The organism is Streptococcus sp. 'caviae' (assembly GCF_001937065.1).
In the GTDB taxonomy this organism is placed as follows: Bacteria; Bacillota; Bacilli; order Lactobacillales; family Streptococcaceae; genus Streptococcus.
Genome location: NZ_MOWR01000002.1, coordinates 268,111 through 284,464 on the forward strand (window position 1 = coordinate 268,111; position 16,354 = coordinate 284,464).

Sequence of the window (16,354 nt, forward strand, 5' to 3'; positions counted from 1 at the left end):
CAGTTTCCTATTTTTATAGGGATTTGAAACGCCCTTTGCGACACTTCGTTTGGTTAGTCGATTTTACTAACCAAACGAAGTTAGCGGGAGAGGCAGCCAATTCACTATGGTGATTGGCGTTTGTTATCAAGTGCAAAGCACTTAGATAACAGTCCTCTACCGTATCTTAATTAAAGGAGAAGAAAATGAGCACAGGCAAAATTGCTCAGGTAGTCGGTCCTGTTGTCGATGTTGCATTTGCGGCGGATGATAAACTTCCTGAGATTAATAATGCATTGATTGTTTATAAAGATGGCGATCAAAAACAAAGAATCGTTCTCGAAGTGGCTCTGGAACTTGGCGATGGTCTTGTGCGTACCATTGCTATGGAGTCAACAGACGGTTTGACACGCGGTCTGGAGGTTCTCGATACCGGCCGTGCCATCAGTGTCCCGGTTGGTAAGGAAACACTGGGCCGTGTCTTTAACGTTCTTGGAGATACCATTGACCTTGACACGCCGTTTCCAGAAGATGCTGAGCGGCAGCCTATTCATAAAAAGGCACCTTCCTTTGATGATTTATCCACCTCAACTGAAATTTTAGAGACTGGTATCAAGGTTATTGACCTTTTGGCCCCCTACCTTAAAGGTGGTAAAGTCGGCCTTTTTGGCGGTGCCGGGGTTGGTAAGACCGTTTTGATTCAGGAGCTGATTCACAACATTGCTCAAGAGCATGGCGGGATTTCAGTATTTACCGGTGTGGGTGAACGTACCCGTGAAGGGAATGACCTTTACTGGGAAATGAAGGAATCCGGTGTTATTGAAAAGACAGCCATGGTCTTTGGTCAGATGAATGAGCCACCTGGGGCACGTATGCGTGTCGCTCTGACTGGTTTAACGATTGCGGAGTATTTCCGTGATGTGGAAGGTCAGGATGTGCTGCTCTTTATTGACAATATTTTCCGCTTCACGCAAGCAGGTTCTGAGGTCTCGGCCCTTTTAGGCCGGATGCCGTCAGCCGTTGGTTATCAGCCAACTCTGGCAACCGAAATGGGTCAGCTGCAGGAACGGATCACATCAACGAAAAAGGGTTCTGTTACCTCTATTCAGGCTATCTATGTGCCAGCCGATGACTACACTGACCCGGCACCGGCAACAGCCTTTGCTCACTTGGACTCAACCACCAATCTTGAACGCCGTCTGACGCAGATGGGGATTTATCCGGCGGTTGATCCTTTGGCATCAAGTTCTCGTGCTCTTTCTCCGGAAATTGTCGGACAGGAGCATTATGACGTAGCAACAGAAGTGCAGCATGTGCTGCAGCGCTATCGTGAACTGCAGGATATCATCGCTATCCTTGGGATGGATGAACTGTCTGATGAAGAAAAAACTTTGGTCGGCCGTGCCCGCCGCATTCAGTTTTTCCTGTCACAAAACTTTAATGTTGCAGAGCAGTTTACCGGTCAGCCAGGCTCTTATGTACCGGTTGCTGAAACAGTCCGCGGTTTCAAAGAAATTCTCGAAGGAAAATATGATGACCTTCCTGAAGATGCTTTCCGCAGTGTCGGCGCTATTGAAGATGTTGTTGAAAAAGCGAAAAAGATGGGCTTTTAATGAGGTGATCCAATGGCAGAAATGACTGTACAAATCGTAACGCCCGACGGCTTAAAATACGACCATCACGCTAAGTTTATTCTGGTAAAAACGCCCGATGGGGAAATGGGGATCTTAGCTAATCATGAAAATTTGATGGCACCGCTGGAAGTTCACGAAATGAAAATCAGACGCATTGATGATGACAAGCATGTGGACTGGGTGGCAGTCAATGGCGGCATTATTGAGATTAAAAATAATATTGTCACTATTGTTGCGGACTCGGCTGAACGCGAGCGCGATATTGATGTCTCCAGAGCTGAGCGGGCTAAAATTCGGGCTGAAAAAGAAATTGAAGAAGCCAAAGAGCAGCATCGTATTGATGAAGTACAGCGTGCTCAGGTTGCTCTCAGACGTGCCCTTAATCGTATCAATGTCGGCTCCAAATAGTAGGATGAACAACTTAGAAAAGGCGGCTATGACGGCTGTCTTTTTCTGTTTTTACCGCATGCAGGAGAAGGAGAGGAAAAACCTTGCCCAGATCTTTAAACGTCTGGCAGAATTCAGCCGTTTTTGATGGTTTTTAGCTGTGAGCTGAAAATCTTTGTTTTTCTAAGTTCAGTCCGCTCCTCTTTTTTGATATAATAGATTTATGAATATTTTAAATGATGCTGTGATGCTGATGAGTCACTTAATTTTTATTGCTATTTTTTATCATTTGCTCATCCATCTGTTTGATTGGGGAAAAATTATTAAGAGCAGCGCTGAAAATGTGAGCCGCTTAAAATTGTTTTTATTATTTGTCAGTATTGCGGTAGGTTATATGGTCAGCACCTTTATTTGGTCTATCATTTCCTTGAGTCAGGATCTCTTTTTTGCGGTCTAAATAATTGTCTTCATAATTTATTATGGTATAATGCAAGAATATAATATAGTGAATGGAGAAATTTGTGGATAAAATTATTATTGAAGGCGGTCAAACGCAGCTTAAAGGTGATGTTATTATCGAGGGGGCTAAAAATGCTGTTTTGCCCCTTTTAGCAGCTGCTATTTTGCCGACAGAAGGACAGACGCTTTTGGAAAATGTACCAATTCTGTCAGATGTATTTACAATGAATAATGTTGTACGCGGTCTCAATGTCAAAGTGGATTTTGACGAGGCTAACAATCAGGTCTTGCTTGATGCGACAGGGGACATTCTTGATGTGGCTCCGTATGAGTATGTCAGCCAGATGCGTGCTTCAATCGTTGTTTTAGGGCCTATTTTGGCCAGAAACGGGCATGCTAAGGTTTCTATGCCGGGAGGCTGCACAATCGGAAGCCGCCCTATTGACCTGCATCTTAAAGGCTTAGAAGCTATGGGCGCTAAGATTGAGCAGGCTGGCGGTGATATTACAGCCAGTGCTGACCGTCTAAGGGGCGCAAATATTTACATGGACTTTCCAAGTGTCGGTGCAACGCAAAATTTGATGATGGCTGCGACCTTGGCAGAAGGAACGACGATTATTGAAAATGCTGCGCGCGAGCCCGAAATTGTTGATTTGGCTAACCTTCTCAATAAAATGGGAGCTAGAGTCATCGGTGCAGGAACTGAAACCCTAACCATTATCGGTGTTGACAAGATGCATGGTGCTAGACACAGCGTTGTTCAGGATCGCATTGAGGCAGGGACTTTCATGGTAGCAGCTGCCATGACCAGCGGCAATGTCTTGATCAGAGATGCTGTCTGGGAGCATAATCGTCCGCTCATTTCTAAGTTAAGAGAAATGGGAGTGCAGGTCACTGAAGAAGACGAAGGAATTCGAGTGGTCTCTGATGTGACTAAGTTAAAACCAGTCACTGTTAAGACCATGCCGCATCCCGGTTTTCCAACAGATATGCAGGCTCAGTTTACAGCCTTGATGGCCGTAGTTCCAGGTGAATCTACCATGATTGAAACCGTCTTTGAAAATCGTTTTCAGCATTTGGAAGAAATGCGCCGGATGGGGCTGACATCGGAAATTTTACGGGATACTGCTATGATTCACGGTGGCCGCCGGCTTCAAGGAGCACAGGTGATGTCAACCGATCTGCGTGCCAGTGCTGCGCTTATCTTGACAGGTATGGTGGCTGAGGGCCGTACGATTGTCGGCAATTTGAATCATTTGGATCGCGGTTACTTTCAATTTCATGAAAAATTAGCCCAACTTGGTGCAGCAATTCAGCGTGTTAATGGAGACTGACAATGAACAGCGGATGGAAATATGTTCGTAATCAACTGGCTTTTGTTATTCTGATAGCTCTTTTGTGCTGTATTTTTTTAGCAGCCGGGCTGATGATTGGCTACAGTTTCATCGGCGAAGGCAAGAATCCCCTGTCTATTTTATCCTGGGATAAGTGGCAGTCGCTGATTGATAAATTTACAGGAAAGTAAAAAGTAGGGCCTCCCTGCTTTTTTACTGGCATATTGAGGATAAATGAGGAAGGTTATGGCGAGAAGGAATTACAGGTCCAAGAAAAAAGAAACCAAATTACTGATTTCTCTGGCAGCAGCATTGCTCCTGCTGCTTTTGACCTATATTGCGACTGATGAGCGCATTGCTGACAGCAATCCAATAAAACAGGTGGCTCAGCTGGTGACTGGCAAGAAGCAGTCTCCAAGGATTCCCTCAAACGGTTCTCAAAGCAATCAAACAGCGCCCAGTCAAGAGCTGGCGAATACGGTCTTAACACCCTCTGTCAAAAAATCGCTGGGCTCTCAGATTGAATGGAACGGCAGCGGTGCTTTTATCATCAATCATAACAAGACTAATCTTAAAGCTGATGTTGCCAGTCTCCCTTATGCTAACAATAAAACCAAAACAGTACAGGGAGAGACCGTTCCGACAGTAGCTAATGCACTTTTGACCAAGGCAACGCGCCAGTACAGAAACCGCGCGGAAACGGGAAATGGAACAACCGACTGGGAACCTGCCGGCTGGCATCAGCTCTATAGACTGAGCGGTGACTATGATCATGCTGTTGACCGCGGACACTTACTGGGTTATGCTTTGGTCGGCGGTTTAAAGGGCTTTGATGCTTCAACGAGCAATCCTGAGAATGTAGCAACCCAAACGGCTTGGTCTAATCAAGCCAGCAGCTCGAATTCAACCGGGCAAAATTATTATGAAACGATGATCAGAAGAGCTCTGGACCGCCGCAAGCGTGTTCGCTACCGCGTAACTCTCCTGTACGAGGGCAATAATATTTTAGCAAGCGGCAGCCATTTAGAGGCCAAATCTTCTGATGGCAGTTTAGAGTTTAATGTATTCATTCCAAATGTTCAGAGCGGTTTGACCTTTGATTATGCTACAGGTCAGGTTAGGACTAATTGAAGATCAAAAAAAGTGCCGGATTAACAGAGATCATCACTGTTAGTCCGGCACTTTTAGTGTAATTGAAAATGAAGATTGTATTTTTTAGTCAGCAGCCTGTTCCCAACGCTTAGCCAGACGGCGTGAGAAGCTTGAAATGATAAAGTTGATGACAAAATAAGTTGCTGCAACGATACCATAAAGCGCAAAGACCTGATCGGCTTCGAAGTACTGCCCCATAAGAATTTGACTCTTGCCGAACAGCTCTTGGAGGGCGATAACAGAATAAAGGAAGGAAGTGTCCTTAATGACCGTTACAAACTGAGAAATAATGGCGGGCAGCATTTTTCGGATAGCCTGCGGAAAGACGATATAAATGAAAATTTGAAACTGGGTAAATCCCTGAGCCAGGCCTGCTTCTGTCTGCCCATTATCAATGGCATTAAGGCCGCCGCGGACAATTTCTGCCAAAGCAGCAGAGGTAAATACGGTAAAAGCCGTGATACCGGCAGGTGTTGACTTCATCTGAAAGACTAAGAAAACAATGAATATCCACAAAAGATTGGGAACATTTCTGACAAATTCGATATATATGCTGGCAATCCATTTGAGAGGCTTGTTTTTACCATTACGCATAACGGCTAAGATAGTGCCGAAAATTGTTGACAGGACGATAGAAATAAAGGAGATATAGAGTGTTAACCATAAACCCTCAAGTAAGAAGTTGATATTTGTTGATGTTAAGAGTTCTTTCATTCCTTAACCTCCTTTTATAAGTTATAAGCCTTTTTATTGGCCTCTTCTTTACGGCGCGCCCAAGTGGCAAGCGGGAAGCACATGATAAAGTAGAGAAGAGCAGCACCGGCAAAGGCCGGAACATAGTTGGTGGTATCATAGGCCCAGGCCTTGGCTGTGAACATGATATCTGCACCGGAAATAATAGCAACCGTTGAGGTATTCTTGATAAGATTAACCACCTGGTTTGTCATCGGCGGTAAAATTGTCCGGACAGCCTGCGGCAGAATGATCAGGCTCATGGTTTCACGATAGCTGAATCCTTGAGACAAAGCTGCTTCTGTCTGTCCTTTAGGAACAGATTCGATACCGGAACGGATGACTTCTGCGATATAGGCACCATGGTAAACGCCCACACAGAGAACAGCCGTGAAAAAGGCCGAAATCATAACAGCACCGTTTGTTAGAATGGCTAAGCCATAGTAAACAAAAACAAACTGAACGAGCAAGGGGGTGTTTTGAAAAATTTCAACATAGACACGGGCCAATCCTTTAAGGACCTTGTTTTTAGAAGATCCCATTGCCCCGAAAACAATGCCTAAAAGCAAAGAAAGAAGCAGGGCAAGAATTGACATTTCAAGGGTATAGAGGAAACCTTTTAAGAACTCTCCGAAGTTGGCAAAGAAGGCCCCCCAGCGGCTCAAGGCAAAAGGTCCAGAGGTTGTTGTGAGTAGTATCATAATGTCTCCTTTAATTAAGATACGGCAGAGGATTGTTATCTAAGTGCTTTGCACTTGATAACAAACGCCAATCACCACAGTGCATTGGCTACCTCTCCCGCTAACTTCGTTTGGTTAGTAAGATCGACTACTCAAACGAAGTGTCGCAAAGGGCGTCAGCGAGCAAAGACAAAATAGGAGGTTCGACCAAGAGTCATAGGGCTCTTGGAGAAGCTATCTTTTTGCCCAGTGTAGCCGTGTTCAATTACTGCTGACTGTCTGGTTCAGCCGATTCCAGGCTGTATTTGTCGTAAATCTTTTCCAGACTCTTGTCAGCTGACCATTTATCGAGTAACTGATTGACGTATTTAGTCAATCCGATATTTGATTTTTTCGTGGCAATTCCATACTCTTGTGTGTTGAAACCTGCCTTTAGCAAACGTGACTGCTTGCTGACATAGCCGGTAAGAATCGATTTATCCACCGAAAAGGCATTGATACGTTTAGAGTAAAGAGAAATAGCTAATTCTGGAAAACTTCCCAGCTGAACATACTTAAATTTTAAATGATGTTCCTTAGCATAAGCTTCCAGACTGGCCTTGGTTGTTGCTCCCTGAGAAACCCCGATGGTTAGTCCGTCTAAGTCAGAGATTTTTGAGATTTTGCTGGACTTGCGAACCAAAAAACCAATCTGGTCGTAGTAGTAAGGTTTAGAAATACTGTAAGAAGCCTGACGCTCAGGAGTAATGGTATAGGTAGCAATCACCAGATCAACCTGGCCGTTATCCATGAGCGGTTCACGCGTCTGTGTGGTAACAGGAACGAGCTCTAATTTAACACCTATAGATTTGGCAATCTTGCGGGCAACGTCAATTTCCATTCCTTCGTATTTGCCAGTTTCAGCACTGTAGTAGCCAAAATTAGGCACATCTTGTTTGACGCCGACTTTTAGCACGCCGGCTTTTTTTATTTTCTGAACTTCCTTAAAGGCTGTGTCCGCAGAAACTTTTGGAACACCTGCAAAACCGACAAGCAAGATGAGAAGGAGACCGATTGCAGCTATTATCTTTTTTACATTCATAGACTTTCTCCTTAAATATCCTAATCTTTGGTAGAAACACGGTCGCTGGTATGGTGGATGACCTTGCTGAGGAATTGTTTGGCACGCGGGTCTTTTGGATCTTCAAAGAAACCTCTGACATCGGTTGTATCTTCAAGAATTTCACCGTCAGCCATGAAGATGATACGGTCAGCCACTTCTCGGGCAAAGCCCATTTCGTGAGTAACCACAATCATGTTCATTCCTTCTAAAGCCAGGTTTTTCATAACAGCCAAAACATCGCCGATAGTTTCAGGGTCCAGTGCCGAAGTAGGTTCATCAAAGAGCAGGAGTTCGGGATTCATAGCAAGTCCGCGGGCGATAGCAATCCGTTGTTTTTGTCCGCCGGAGAGCATGCCTGGATAAGAGTCTTTGCGATCCCACATGTTAACATAGGTTAAATATTTTTCAGCAATGGCATTGGCCTTATCCTTGTCCATTCCGAGCACTTTGATAGGCGCTAATGTCACATTTTCTAGCACAGTTTTATGAGGATAGAGGTTGAAATGCTGGAAGACCATGCCGACTTCCTTACGCAGCTGAACTAAATCTTTATTGGAAGCATTGGTAACTTCATGACCGTTGACAATAAGTTCACCGGAGTTGATAGATTCGAGAGCGTTTATGGTGCGAATCAGCGTAGATTTGCCGGAACCAGACGGTCCGAGCAAAACGACGACCTGCCCTTTCTCGATTTCTAAGTTAATATTGCGAAGGGCGTGGTAGTCCCCGTAGTATTTTTCGACGTTTTTAAAGGTAATAAGCGCCATAGTCTTCTCCTTGTTTAACATAAATTCATTGTTAGATTTTCTAACATTGTACAAATATACTACCATACAAATTTTTCCTTGTCAAATATTATCAGAAAATTCAGTAAGATAACTTTTTATAATATTTGAAATAAACTTGTTGGTTTTCATTTGTTAGTGATTTTGGTATAATCGAATGGAGATTACTTAAAACAGTAAGGTTTGAAGTAAAATAAGAATGGTTCTGCTAGGAGGAGGATTCTAATTAGTTTGAAATAAAAGTCAGATAATTATTAAAAAGTATTCTGATTTCTGAAATTTCTTACTTATTTAATGAAACCTGTTTAGAGCCATAAGTGAGGTATTCATAATGAAGAAAATTTTAATCGTTGATGACGAAAAACCAATTTCTGATATTATCAAATTTAATCTGGCCAAGGAAGGCTATGACACGATTACGGCCTTTGACGGACGTGAAGCGCTGGCTAAGTATGAAGAGGAAAATCCTGATTTAATTATTCTTGATTTGATGCTGCCGGAATTAGACGGTCTTGAAGTGGCTAAAGAAGTGCGAAAAAGCAGCCATGTACCTATTATCATGCTCTCGGCCAAGGACAGCGAATTTGACAAGGTCATCGGACTTGAAATCGGTGCCGATGATTATGTGACAAAACCCTTCTCAAACCGTGAGCTGCTGGCTCGAATCAAGGCACACCTGCGCAGAACGGAAAATATTGAAACCGCTGTAGCCGAAGAAAATGCTTCAGGAATGCCAGAGATTGTTATCGGTGATCTGCAGATTCTGCCCGATGCTTTTGTTGCTAAAAAGCATGGTCAGGAAGTAGAGCTGACACATCGGGAGTTTGAACTCCTGCATCATTTGGCAACTCATACCGGTCAGGTAATGACCCGCGAGCATTTGCTTGAAACTGTCTGGGGATACGACTACTTTGGCGATGTCAGAACCGTTGATGTGACGGTCCGCCGCCTACGTGAAAAAATTGAAGATACACCGAGCCGTCCTGAGTACATTCTGACGAGACGCGGTGTTGGTTATTATATGAAATCATATGACTAATACGTTTGAATCAAGTCCTTTATTTTTACGAATATTATTAGCAGTTTTACTGATTCTGCTCTTTATTTATTTTGTCTTTCTCAACTACAGAGAATACAAAAACAACAATCACATTAAGCTGTTAAATGCTAAGGTACGCTCTTTGATTGCCGGCGACTATACCGAAAAGTTAAAGATCAAGGCCAATCCCGAGCTGTCAGAGCTGGTTAGAAATGTCAACGATCTGTCTGAAGTTTTTCGGCTGACCCATGAAAATCTGGCTCAGGAAAAAAACCGACTGACCAGTATCTTGGCCTACATGACTGACGGGGTGCTGGCGACAGACCGCAGCGGAAAAATCACCATGATTAATGATATGGCTCAAAAGCAGCTCAATCTGACCCGCGAACAGGCTCTGGAGTACAATATCCTTGATATCTTGGATGATGACAGCTATACTTATAATGATCTGATTACCAAAACGCCTGAGATTGTCTTAAACCGCCGCGACGAGTATGATGAATTTATCACTTTGCGGATTCGCTTTGCTTTGAATCGGCGCGAAAGCGGCTTTATTTCGGGTCTGATTGCGGTTTTGCATGATGCTACTGAGCAGGAAAAAGAAGAGCGCGAACGCCGTCTCTTTGTTTCCAATGTCAGCCATGAGCTGCGAACACCGCTGACTTCTGTAAAATCCTATCTGGAAGCCTTGGATGACGGTGCTCTGACTGAATCGGTCGCTCCGAGTTTTATAAAGGTCTCGCTAGATGAGACCAACCGAATGATGCGGATGATTACAGACTTACTCAGCCTGTCGCGGATTGATAATCAGACCAGCCGCTTAGATGTTGAGCTGACTAATTTCACGGCTTTTTTGGATTACATTCTCGATCGCTTTGACCAAATTCAGAGCCAGCAGTCAGGCGCCAAGGTCTATGAGATCGTCAGGGACTATTCTGACAGCTCTGTCTGGATTGAAATTGATACAGACAAGATGACTCAGGTGGTTGATAACATTTTAAACAATGCGATTAAGTATTCGCCTGACGGCGGTAAGATTACGGTCAGCATGAAGACAACCGATACCCAAGTTATCCTTTCCATATCCGATCAGGGTCTGGGCATCCCTAAGAAGGATCTTCCGCTTATTTTTGATCGTTTTTACCGGGTTGATAAGGCGAGAAGCCGGGCACAGGGCGGCAGCGGTCTGGGACTTGCGATTGCCAAAGAAATTGTTAAACAGCACAATGGCTTTATTTGGGCCAACAGTGAAGAAGGCAAGGGCTCAACCTTTACGATTGTTCTGCCTTATGAAAGCGACAATGGCACAATTGATGAATGGGAGGAAGATGAAGACGAATCATGACAGAAACAGGTTTTAAATACAGTATTCTGGCGTCTGGTTCAAGTGGTAATAGTTTTTATCTTGAAACTCCTCAGAAAAAAATTTTGGTTGATGCAGGGCTCTCGGGAAAGAAAATCAGTCAGCTGATGGCAGGTATTGATCGGAAATTGGATGATGTTGATGCTATTTTAATTACGCATGAACACAAGGATCATATCCATGGCGTCGGTGTTTTAGCCAGAAAATACGGTCTGGATGTTTATGCCAACGAAGAAACCTGGCAGGCTATGGATGGTCTCATTGGCAAGGTTGACAGCAGTCAAAAGCATATTTTTGAGATGGGAAAAACGCTGACCTTTGGCGACATTGATATTGAGAGTTTTGGTGTCAGCCACGATGCTGTCAAACCTCAATTTTACCGTTTTATGAAAGATGGGAAGAGCTTTGTGATGCTGACAGATACCGGCTATGTCAGTGACCGAATGGCCGGTCTTATTGAAAATGCTGATGGTTATCTGATTGAGTCCAACCATGATATTGAGATTTTGCGCTCCGGCGTTTATCCTTGGCGGCTGAAACAGCGGATTTTATCAGACAAAGGGCACCTTTCAAACGATGACGGTGCAGAAACCATGATCAGAACGCTGGGAAATAAAACCAAGAAAATTTATTTGGGCCACCTCAGTAAGGAAAATAATATTAAGGAGCTGGCTCATATGACTATGGAAAATGCTCTGATGCAGGCGGACTTGGCTGTGGGTCATGATTTTAAGATTTATGATACCTCGCCTGATACTCCTCTGCCTTTGACAAAGATTTAGACAGACGATTTATGAAAAGTTTATTTTATTTAATGGCAGGCTGGCTGAGCTTCCTAACGGGTTTGGTCGGGATGGCTCTCCCAATCATTCCGACAACGCCTCTTTTGCTCTTAGCAGGCTTTTGCTTTGCCAGAAGTTCCAAGCGATTTGAAAAGTGGCTGCGCTCAAGCAGAATTTACCAATTCTATGTAGCTGACTATGCCGAAAGTAAAAGTATCTCGGCCAGCCGCAAGAAAAAAATTATTCTGCAAATTTATCTTTTGATGGGTATTTCGATTTATTTTGCCCCTCTAATCTGGGTGAAAGTGGCTCTGTTTGGCTTGACAATATTCATTACCTACTATCTTTTCAGGGTTATTCCTGATAAGGAAGAATAAACAAGGAAGGTTACTCAGAATTAGCTGTTCTGGGTAATTTTTGCTATAATAGAATGGTCTGACGACAACAATGGAAAGGATTTATATGAAAGCACTGGAAAAAAAATTAGCAAACGATTTTAATATTGTCTTTGCTGATAAGGAACTGCTGGGAACTGCCTTTACGCATACCAGCTACGCTAATGAACATCGTCTCCTAAACATTTCACACAATGAACGCTTGGAATTTTTAGGAGACGCCGTTCTGCAATTAACGATTTCTCGTTATCTGTTTGACAAATACCCTCAGAGAGCTGAAGGGGACTTATCAAAAATGCGTTCAATGATTGTCCGTGAGGAAAGTTTGGCTGGTTTTTCCCGAGATTGCGAATTTGATCGTTATATCAAGCTGGGCAAGGGTGAAGAAAAATCCGGCGGCCGCAAACGAGACACAATCTTGGGTGATTTATTTGAGGCCTTTTTGGGTGCACTCTTATTGGATGCGGGCATTGAAGCTGTCGAGGCTTTTCTGGGTCAGGTTGTTATCCCGCAGGTTGAAAATGGCAATTATGAACGGGTGACGGATTATAAGACAGCCCTGCAAGAGCTCCTGCAGGTGGACGGTGATGTTTTTATTGATTATGAAGTCTTAAGAGAATCAGGACCGGCTCATGCCAAGTATTTTGAAGTCGCTGTTGCTGTGAACCATAAACAGCTGAGCCGCGGAGCGGGCCGCTCTAAGAAATTAGCAGAACAAGAAGCAGCCAAAAATGCGCTTGAAAAACTTCAACGAGGTTCCTAATGTTTTTAAAAGAGATTGAAATGCAGGGGTTCAAGTCCTTTGCTGACAAGACCAAGGTTGAATTCGACAGGGGCGTAACAGCCGTTGTCGGTCCCAATGGTTCTGGAAAAAGCAATATTACCGAAAGTCTGCGCTGGGCTTTGGGGGAGTCGAGTGCCAAGAGCCTGCGCGGCGGCAAAATGCCGGATGTTATTTTTGCCGGAACCGAAAATCGCAAACCTCTCAACTATGCACAGGTAACGGTTGTCTTAGATAACAGCGATGCCTTTATTAAGAACGCTCAGGAAGAAATTCGGGTGGAGCGTCACATTTACCGCAATGGAGACAGTGATTACCTGATTGATGGCAAAAAGGTCCGCCTGCGGGATATTCATGACTTATTTATGGATACTGGTTTAGGGCGGGATTCTTTTTCGATTATTTCCCAAGGGCGGGTTGAAGAAATCTTTAACAGCAAGCCTGAGGAACGCCGTGCTATTTTTGAAGAGGCGGCCGGTGTTTTAAAGTACAAAACACGTAAAAAAGAAACTGAATCCAAACTGAATCAGACCCAGGACAATTTGGACCGTCTGGACGATATTATCTATGAGCTGGAAACACAGATTAAACCGCTGGAGAAACAGGCCAAGACGGCTGAGGAATTTTTAGTTTTAGAAGCAGAGCGCAAGGAAAAGCATCTGGATTTGCTGGTCTATCAAATTTTAAATCATAAGGAGCAGCTGGAGGATCAGCAAGGCCGCTTAAAGGCAGTCAAACAAGACCTTCAAACCTATTACCAAGAGCGTGAACAGCTGGAGACCAAAAATCAGCAGCTAAAGGGGAAACGCCACAATTTGTCTCAGCAGATTGACCAAAAGCAGGCTGAGCTGCTTGAAGTGACGCGTCTTATCAGTGATTATGAGCGGCAGATTGAGCTTATTAAACTCGAGTCCAGCCAGAAAGCAGAAAAGAAACAGTCCACTCAGGAGCGGCTGTCTCAGCTGACTGAGCAAAAAGTTGCTCTTAAAGATGAGATTGCTGAGAAAGAGCATAAATTAGCTGATTTAGAAACACAAAGTCAGCAAAAAAAGCAGGCCATTGTAGATTTAGAAACTGAGTTGTCACGCTTTTCAACGGATCCTGACCAGATGATTGAAAATCTGCGTGAAGACTTTGTCAGGCTCATGCAGGACGAAGCTGATGTGTCTAATCAGCTGACTATTTTAAAGGCGGAGATTGACAGTCAAAAGCAGGAATCTGAAAATAAGACGGCTGAAGTCCAACAGTTAAAAGCAGACTTGGATGAGACTGATCAGCGGGCGGCAAAAGAAGCAGAGGTTTTAAAGGCTGCTAAAGACAAAGTTCAGAAACTGCTGGCTGATTATCAGAAAGCAGCACAGCTTGTTCAAAATCTGGAAGCTGATTACAATCAGCAGCAGGACTTGATGTTTACCTTGCTGGATGAGCTGAAAGACAAAAGAGCCCGCAAGCACAGTTTAGAGTCTATTTTAAAAAGTCACAGCAATTTTTACGCTGGAGTCCGATCCGTCTTGCAGCGGGCTGACCAAATTCAAGGAATTATCGGTGCTGTCAGCGAACACTTGACCTTTGATAAAAAATATCAGACGGCTCTTGAAATCGCTCTGGGCGGCAGCAGCCAAAATATTATTGTTGAGGATGAAGCAGCCGCTAAACGCTCCATTGACTTCCTCAAGCGAAACCGTCAGGGCCGTGCAACTTTCCTGCCGCTGACAACGATTAAACCGCGGCGTTTATCTGAACAACATCAAACCATTTTGACATCCAGTCAAGGTTTTCTCGGCTTAGCCCGTGACTTGGTCAGTTTTGATGACCGTCTGACCGGAATCTTTGGTAACTTGTTGGGGATTACGGCTATTTTTGACAGTGTTGACCATGCCAATCAAGCCGCCCGCAAACTGCGCTATCAAGTGCGCCTTGTAACACTTGATGGGACAGAAATTCGTCCGGGAGGCTCTTTTTCAGGCGGAGCCAGCCGTCAAAATAACAGCACCTTTATTAAACCAGAATTGGACAGCCTGACTAAGGAATTGGCTGCTTTAGAAGACAGGCAGAGCCAGCAGGAAAACAAGGTCAGTCAGGCCAAGCAGGCTTTAGATGAACAAAGAGCCGGTCTTTTGGAGCTCCGAGAAGAGGGCAATCAGGCCAGACTGTCTGAACAAAAGGCAGAATTGGAATATCAGCAGCTGCAGGCCCGCTTAGAGGAGCAGCGTCTTCTTTATCAACAGCTGACGCAGGCTGACAGACTGGATTCTACGCTCAATTTAGAAAAAGAACAGACCAATCTGGAGACAAAACTTGAAAAAATAGCAGCGGCTAAGGAAAAGCTCAGTCAGGAGATTGCCCAGTTCAAGGAAGACAAAGACAGCATTCAGCAAAAGACAGCTGACCTCAGTCAGGAATTGTCTGCACTGCGTCTGTCAGAGCGCGATTTAGCCAATACAGAGCGATTTGAAAAAAGCAATTTAAATCGTTTGCTTGCTGATTTGTCTGAACTGGAAAAAAATGAAGCCAATATGACTCAGCTTCTCAGCAGTCAGGAAGAAGATCTGGACGAACATCGTCTGCCAAGGCTGGAAGAGCAGCTGACAGCCAGTCAGGTCAAAAAAGCAGACAGTGCAAAAGCTTTGGTTCGCTATCGTTTTGAGTTAGAAGACTGTGAAGCCCAGCTGGAAGAAATTGAAGCGAGTCTTTTAAAAGCCAATGAGAAAAATGAAGCATTAATCCGCAGCCAGACTCAGCTTGAAGTTAAAATTGATCAGCTATCTGATCAGCTGCGCCATTTTGCCGGAAATCTTGCTGAAGACTATCAGCTGAGTTTAGATGAGGCGAAAAAACAGGCTCAGGCGGTGGATAATCCAGAAGCTGCCAAGACTCATCTAAGGCAGTTAGAAAAACAAATCAAACGGCTGGGACCGGTCAATTTGGACGCTATTGGTCAATATGAAGAAGTCTCTGAACGTTTGCAGTTTTTAAATGGGCAAAAAGATGATTTGGTCCGTGCCAAAGACCTTTTGCTGAGCACAATTCATGACATGGATAATGAGGTAAAGGCGCGCTTTAAGACGACCTTTGAAGCTATTCGGGAAAGCTTTAAGACGACTTTTACTCAGATGTTCGGCGGCGGCAGTGCCGATTTGCTGCTGACTGAAGGCGATTTACTGACAGCCGGTATTGATATTTCAGTACAGCCGCCAGGCAAGAAAATTCAGTCGCTCAACCTGATGTCGGGCGGTGAGAAAGCTCTGTCAGCTCTGGCACTGTTGTTTGCCATTATTCGCGTGAAGACGATTCCTTTCGTTATTTTGGATGAGGTTGAGGCGGCTCTTGATGAAGCCAACGTTAAACGCTTTGGTGATTACCTCAACCGTTTTGACAAGTCCAGCCAGTTCATCGTTGTTACCCACCGCAAGGGAACCATGTCTGCGGCTGACAGCATTTACGGTGTAACCATGCAGGAATCGGGTGTTTCAAAGATTGTCTCTGTCAAACTTAAGGAAGCAGACTCTGTTTTGCAAGACTAAGAGCTTGCCTTTCTCAAGAAATAATATGACTCTTTGCCTTTAGCGGATATTAATTTTGAGGCGGCTATTGTGAAAGTCTTTGAAATTTGATAAAATGATAACAATTGAATAAAAAAGTCTATGAGATTAGTAACTTTATGGCAGTCTGACAGGGAATGCGGGCCGTGACTGGAAGCCCGCTGGATGAAAGTTTAGTGAATTCACTCAGGCAGCAGACTTGGAAATT

General features: G+C 44.1%; 17 protein-coding genes. 13 read left to right on the forward strand and 4 right to left on the reverse strand.

Translation table 11 applies throughout. The features are described 5' to 3' along the window. The first annotated feature begins 185 nt into the window (after positions 1 to 185). The 7 genes from atpD to BMI76_RS03340 all read left to right on the forward strand — a co-directional run bounded on the left by atpD (position 186) and on the right by BMI76_RS03340 (position 4,924). Positions 186 to 1,592 carry a F0F1 ATP synthase subunit beta gene (gene atpD, locus BMI76_RS03315; protein WP_075346183.1) on the forward strand — a complete coding sequence of 469 codons (1,407 nt, stop codon included), beginning with the start codon at positions 186 to 188 and terminating at the stop codon, positions 1,590 to 1,592. A gap of 12 nt (positions 1,593 to 1,604) precedes the next feature. Continuing rightward, the gene (locus BMI76_RS03320; protein ID WP_075346184.1) at positions 1,605 to 2,021 is read left to right on the forward strand and encodes a F0F1 ATP synthase subunit epsilon; all 417 of its coding nucleotides are present in this window, start codon (positions 1,605 to 1,607) and stop codon (positions 2,019 to 2,021) included. Positions 2,022 to 2,025: 4 nt separating this feature from the next. After that, positions 2,026 to 2,148, forward strand: a complete 123-nt coding sequence (locus BMI76_RS10860) for a hypothetical protein (RefSeq protein WP_257615236.1) — start codon at positions 2,026 to 2,028, stop codon at positions 2,146 to 2,148. A gap of 75 nt (positions 2,149 to 2,223) precedes the next feature. Then, the gene (locus BMI76_RS03325; protein WP_075346185.1) at positions 2,224 to 2,457 is read left to right on the forward strand and encodes a DUF1146 family protein; all 234 of its coding nucleotides are present in this window, start codon (positions 2,224 to 2,226) and stop codon (positions 2,455 to 2,457) included. Between the two features lie 64 nt (positions 2,458 to 2,521). After that, the gene (gene murA / locus BMI76_RS03330) at positions 2,522 to 3,793 is read left to right on the forward strand and encodes a UDP-N-acetylglucosamine 1-carboxyvinyltransferase (protein ID WP_075346186.1); all 1,272 of its coding nucleotides are present in this window, start codon (positions 2,522 to 2,524) and stop codon (positions 3,791 to 3,793) included. A 2-nt stretch (positions 3,794 to 3,795) separates the two neighbouring features. After that, the gene (locus BMI76_RS03335) at positions 3,796 to 3,984 is read left to right on the forward strand and encodes a DNA-directed RNA polymerase subunit beta (protein ID WP_075346187.1); all 189 of its coding nucleotides are present in this window, start codon (positions 3,796 to 3,798) and stop codon (positions 3,982 to 3,984) included. A gap of 55 nt (positions 3,985 to 4,039) precedes the next feature. Continuing rightward, positions 4,040 to 4,924 carry a DNA/RNA non-specific endonuclease gene (locus BMI76_RS03340; RefSeq protein ID WP_075346188.1) on the forward strand — a complete coding sequence of 295 codons (885 nt, stop codon included), beginning with the start codon at positions 4,040 to 4,042 and terminating at the stop codon, positions 4,922 to 4,924. Between the two features lie 84 nt (positions 4,925 to 5,008). On the opposite strand, the gene BMI76_RS03345 is transcribed toward BMI76_RS03340, so the two are convergent. From BMI76_RS03345 to BMI76_RS03360, 4 genes are all read right to left on the reverse strand, one after another. Then, a complete protein-coding gene (locus tag BMI76_RS03345) occupies positions 5,009 to 5,659 on the reverse strand; it encodes an amino acid ABC transporter permease (RefSeq protein ID WP_075346189.1) in 651 nt (216 codons plus the stop codon). A gap of 14 nt (positions 5,660 to 5,673) precedes the next feature. After that, positions 5,674 to 6,378: an amino acid ABC transporter permease gene (locus BMI76_RS03350; RefSeq protein WP_075346190.1), complete on the reverse strand. Its 705-nt coding sequence runs from the start codon at positions 6,376 to 6,378 to the stop codon at positions 5,674 to 5,676. Positions 6,379 to 6,622: 244 nt separating this feature from the next. Continuing rightward, a complete protein-coding gene (locus tag BMI76_RS03355; protein ID WP_075346191.1) occupies positions 6,623 to 7,438 on the reverse strand; it encodes a transporter substrate-binding domain-containing protein in 816 nt (271 codons plus the stop codon). Positions 7,439 to 7,458: 20 nt separating this feature from the next. Further along, positions 7,459 to 8,226, reverse strand: a complete 768-nt coding sequence (locus BMI76_RS03360) for an amino acid ABC transporter ATP-binding protein (protein WP_075346192.1) — start codon at positions 8,224 to 8,226, stop codon at positions 7,459 to 7,461. A gap of 349 nt (positions 8,227 to 8,575) precedes the next feature. Here BMI76_RS03360 and yycF point away from each other — a divergent pair, with 349 nt between their 5' ends. The 6 genes from yycF to smc all read left to right on the forward strand — a co-directional run bounded on the left by yycF (position 8,576) and on the right by smc (position 16,128). Next, entirely contained in the window at positions 8,576 to 9,283 is a 708-nt protein-coding gene (gene yycF / locus BMI76_RS03365; RefSeq protein WP_075346193.1) for a response regulator YycF, read from the forward strand. Further along, complete coding sequence (gene vicK, locus BMI76_RS03370; RefSeq protein WP_075346194.1) at positions 9,276 to 10,628, forward strand: cell wall metabolism sensor histidine kinase VicK; 1,353 nt, start codon at positions 9,276 to 9,278, stop codon at positions 10,626 to 10,628. Before yycF ends, vicK begins: the two co-directional genes overlap by 8 nt. Continuing rightward, positions 10,625 to 11,428 (forward strand): MBL fold metallo-hydrolase, encoded by an 804-nt coding sequence (locus tag BMI76_RS03375; RefSeq protein ID WP_075346195.1) that lies wholly within the window; start codon positions 10,625 to 10,627, stop codon positions 11,426 to 11,428. The genes vicK and BMI76_RS03375 overlap by 4 nt, the downstream gene beginning before the upstream one ends. Before the next feature lie 11 nt (positions 11,429 to 11,439). Beyond that, positions 11,440 to 11,805: a YbaN family protein gene (locus tag BMI76_RS03380; RefSeq protein ID WP_075346196.1), complete on the forward strand. Its 366-nt coding sequence runs from the start codon at positions 11,440 to 11,442 to the stop codon at positions 11,803 to 11,805. A gap of 85 nt (positions 11,806 to 11,890) precedes the next feature. Then, entirely contained in the window at positions 11,891 to 12,586 is a 696-nt protein-coding gene (rnc, locus tag BMI76_RS03385; RefSeq protein ID WP_075346197.1) for a ribonuclease III, read from the forward strand. Continuing rightward, the gene (gene smc, locus BMI76_RS03390) at positions 12,586 to 16,128 is read left to right on the forward strand and encodes a chromosome segregation protein SMC (RefSeq protein ID WP_075346198.1); all 3,543 of its coding nucleotides are present in this window, start codon (positions 12,586 to 12,588) and stop codon (positions 16,126 to 16,128) included. Before rnc ends, smc begins: the two co-directional genes overlap by 1 nt. Positions 16,129 to 16,354 lie beyond the last annotated feature (226 nt).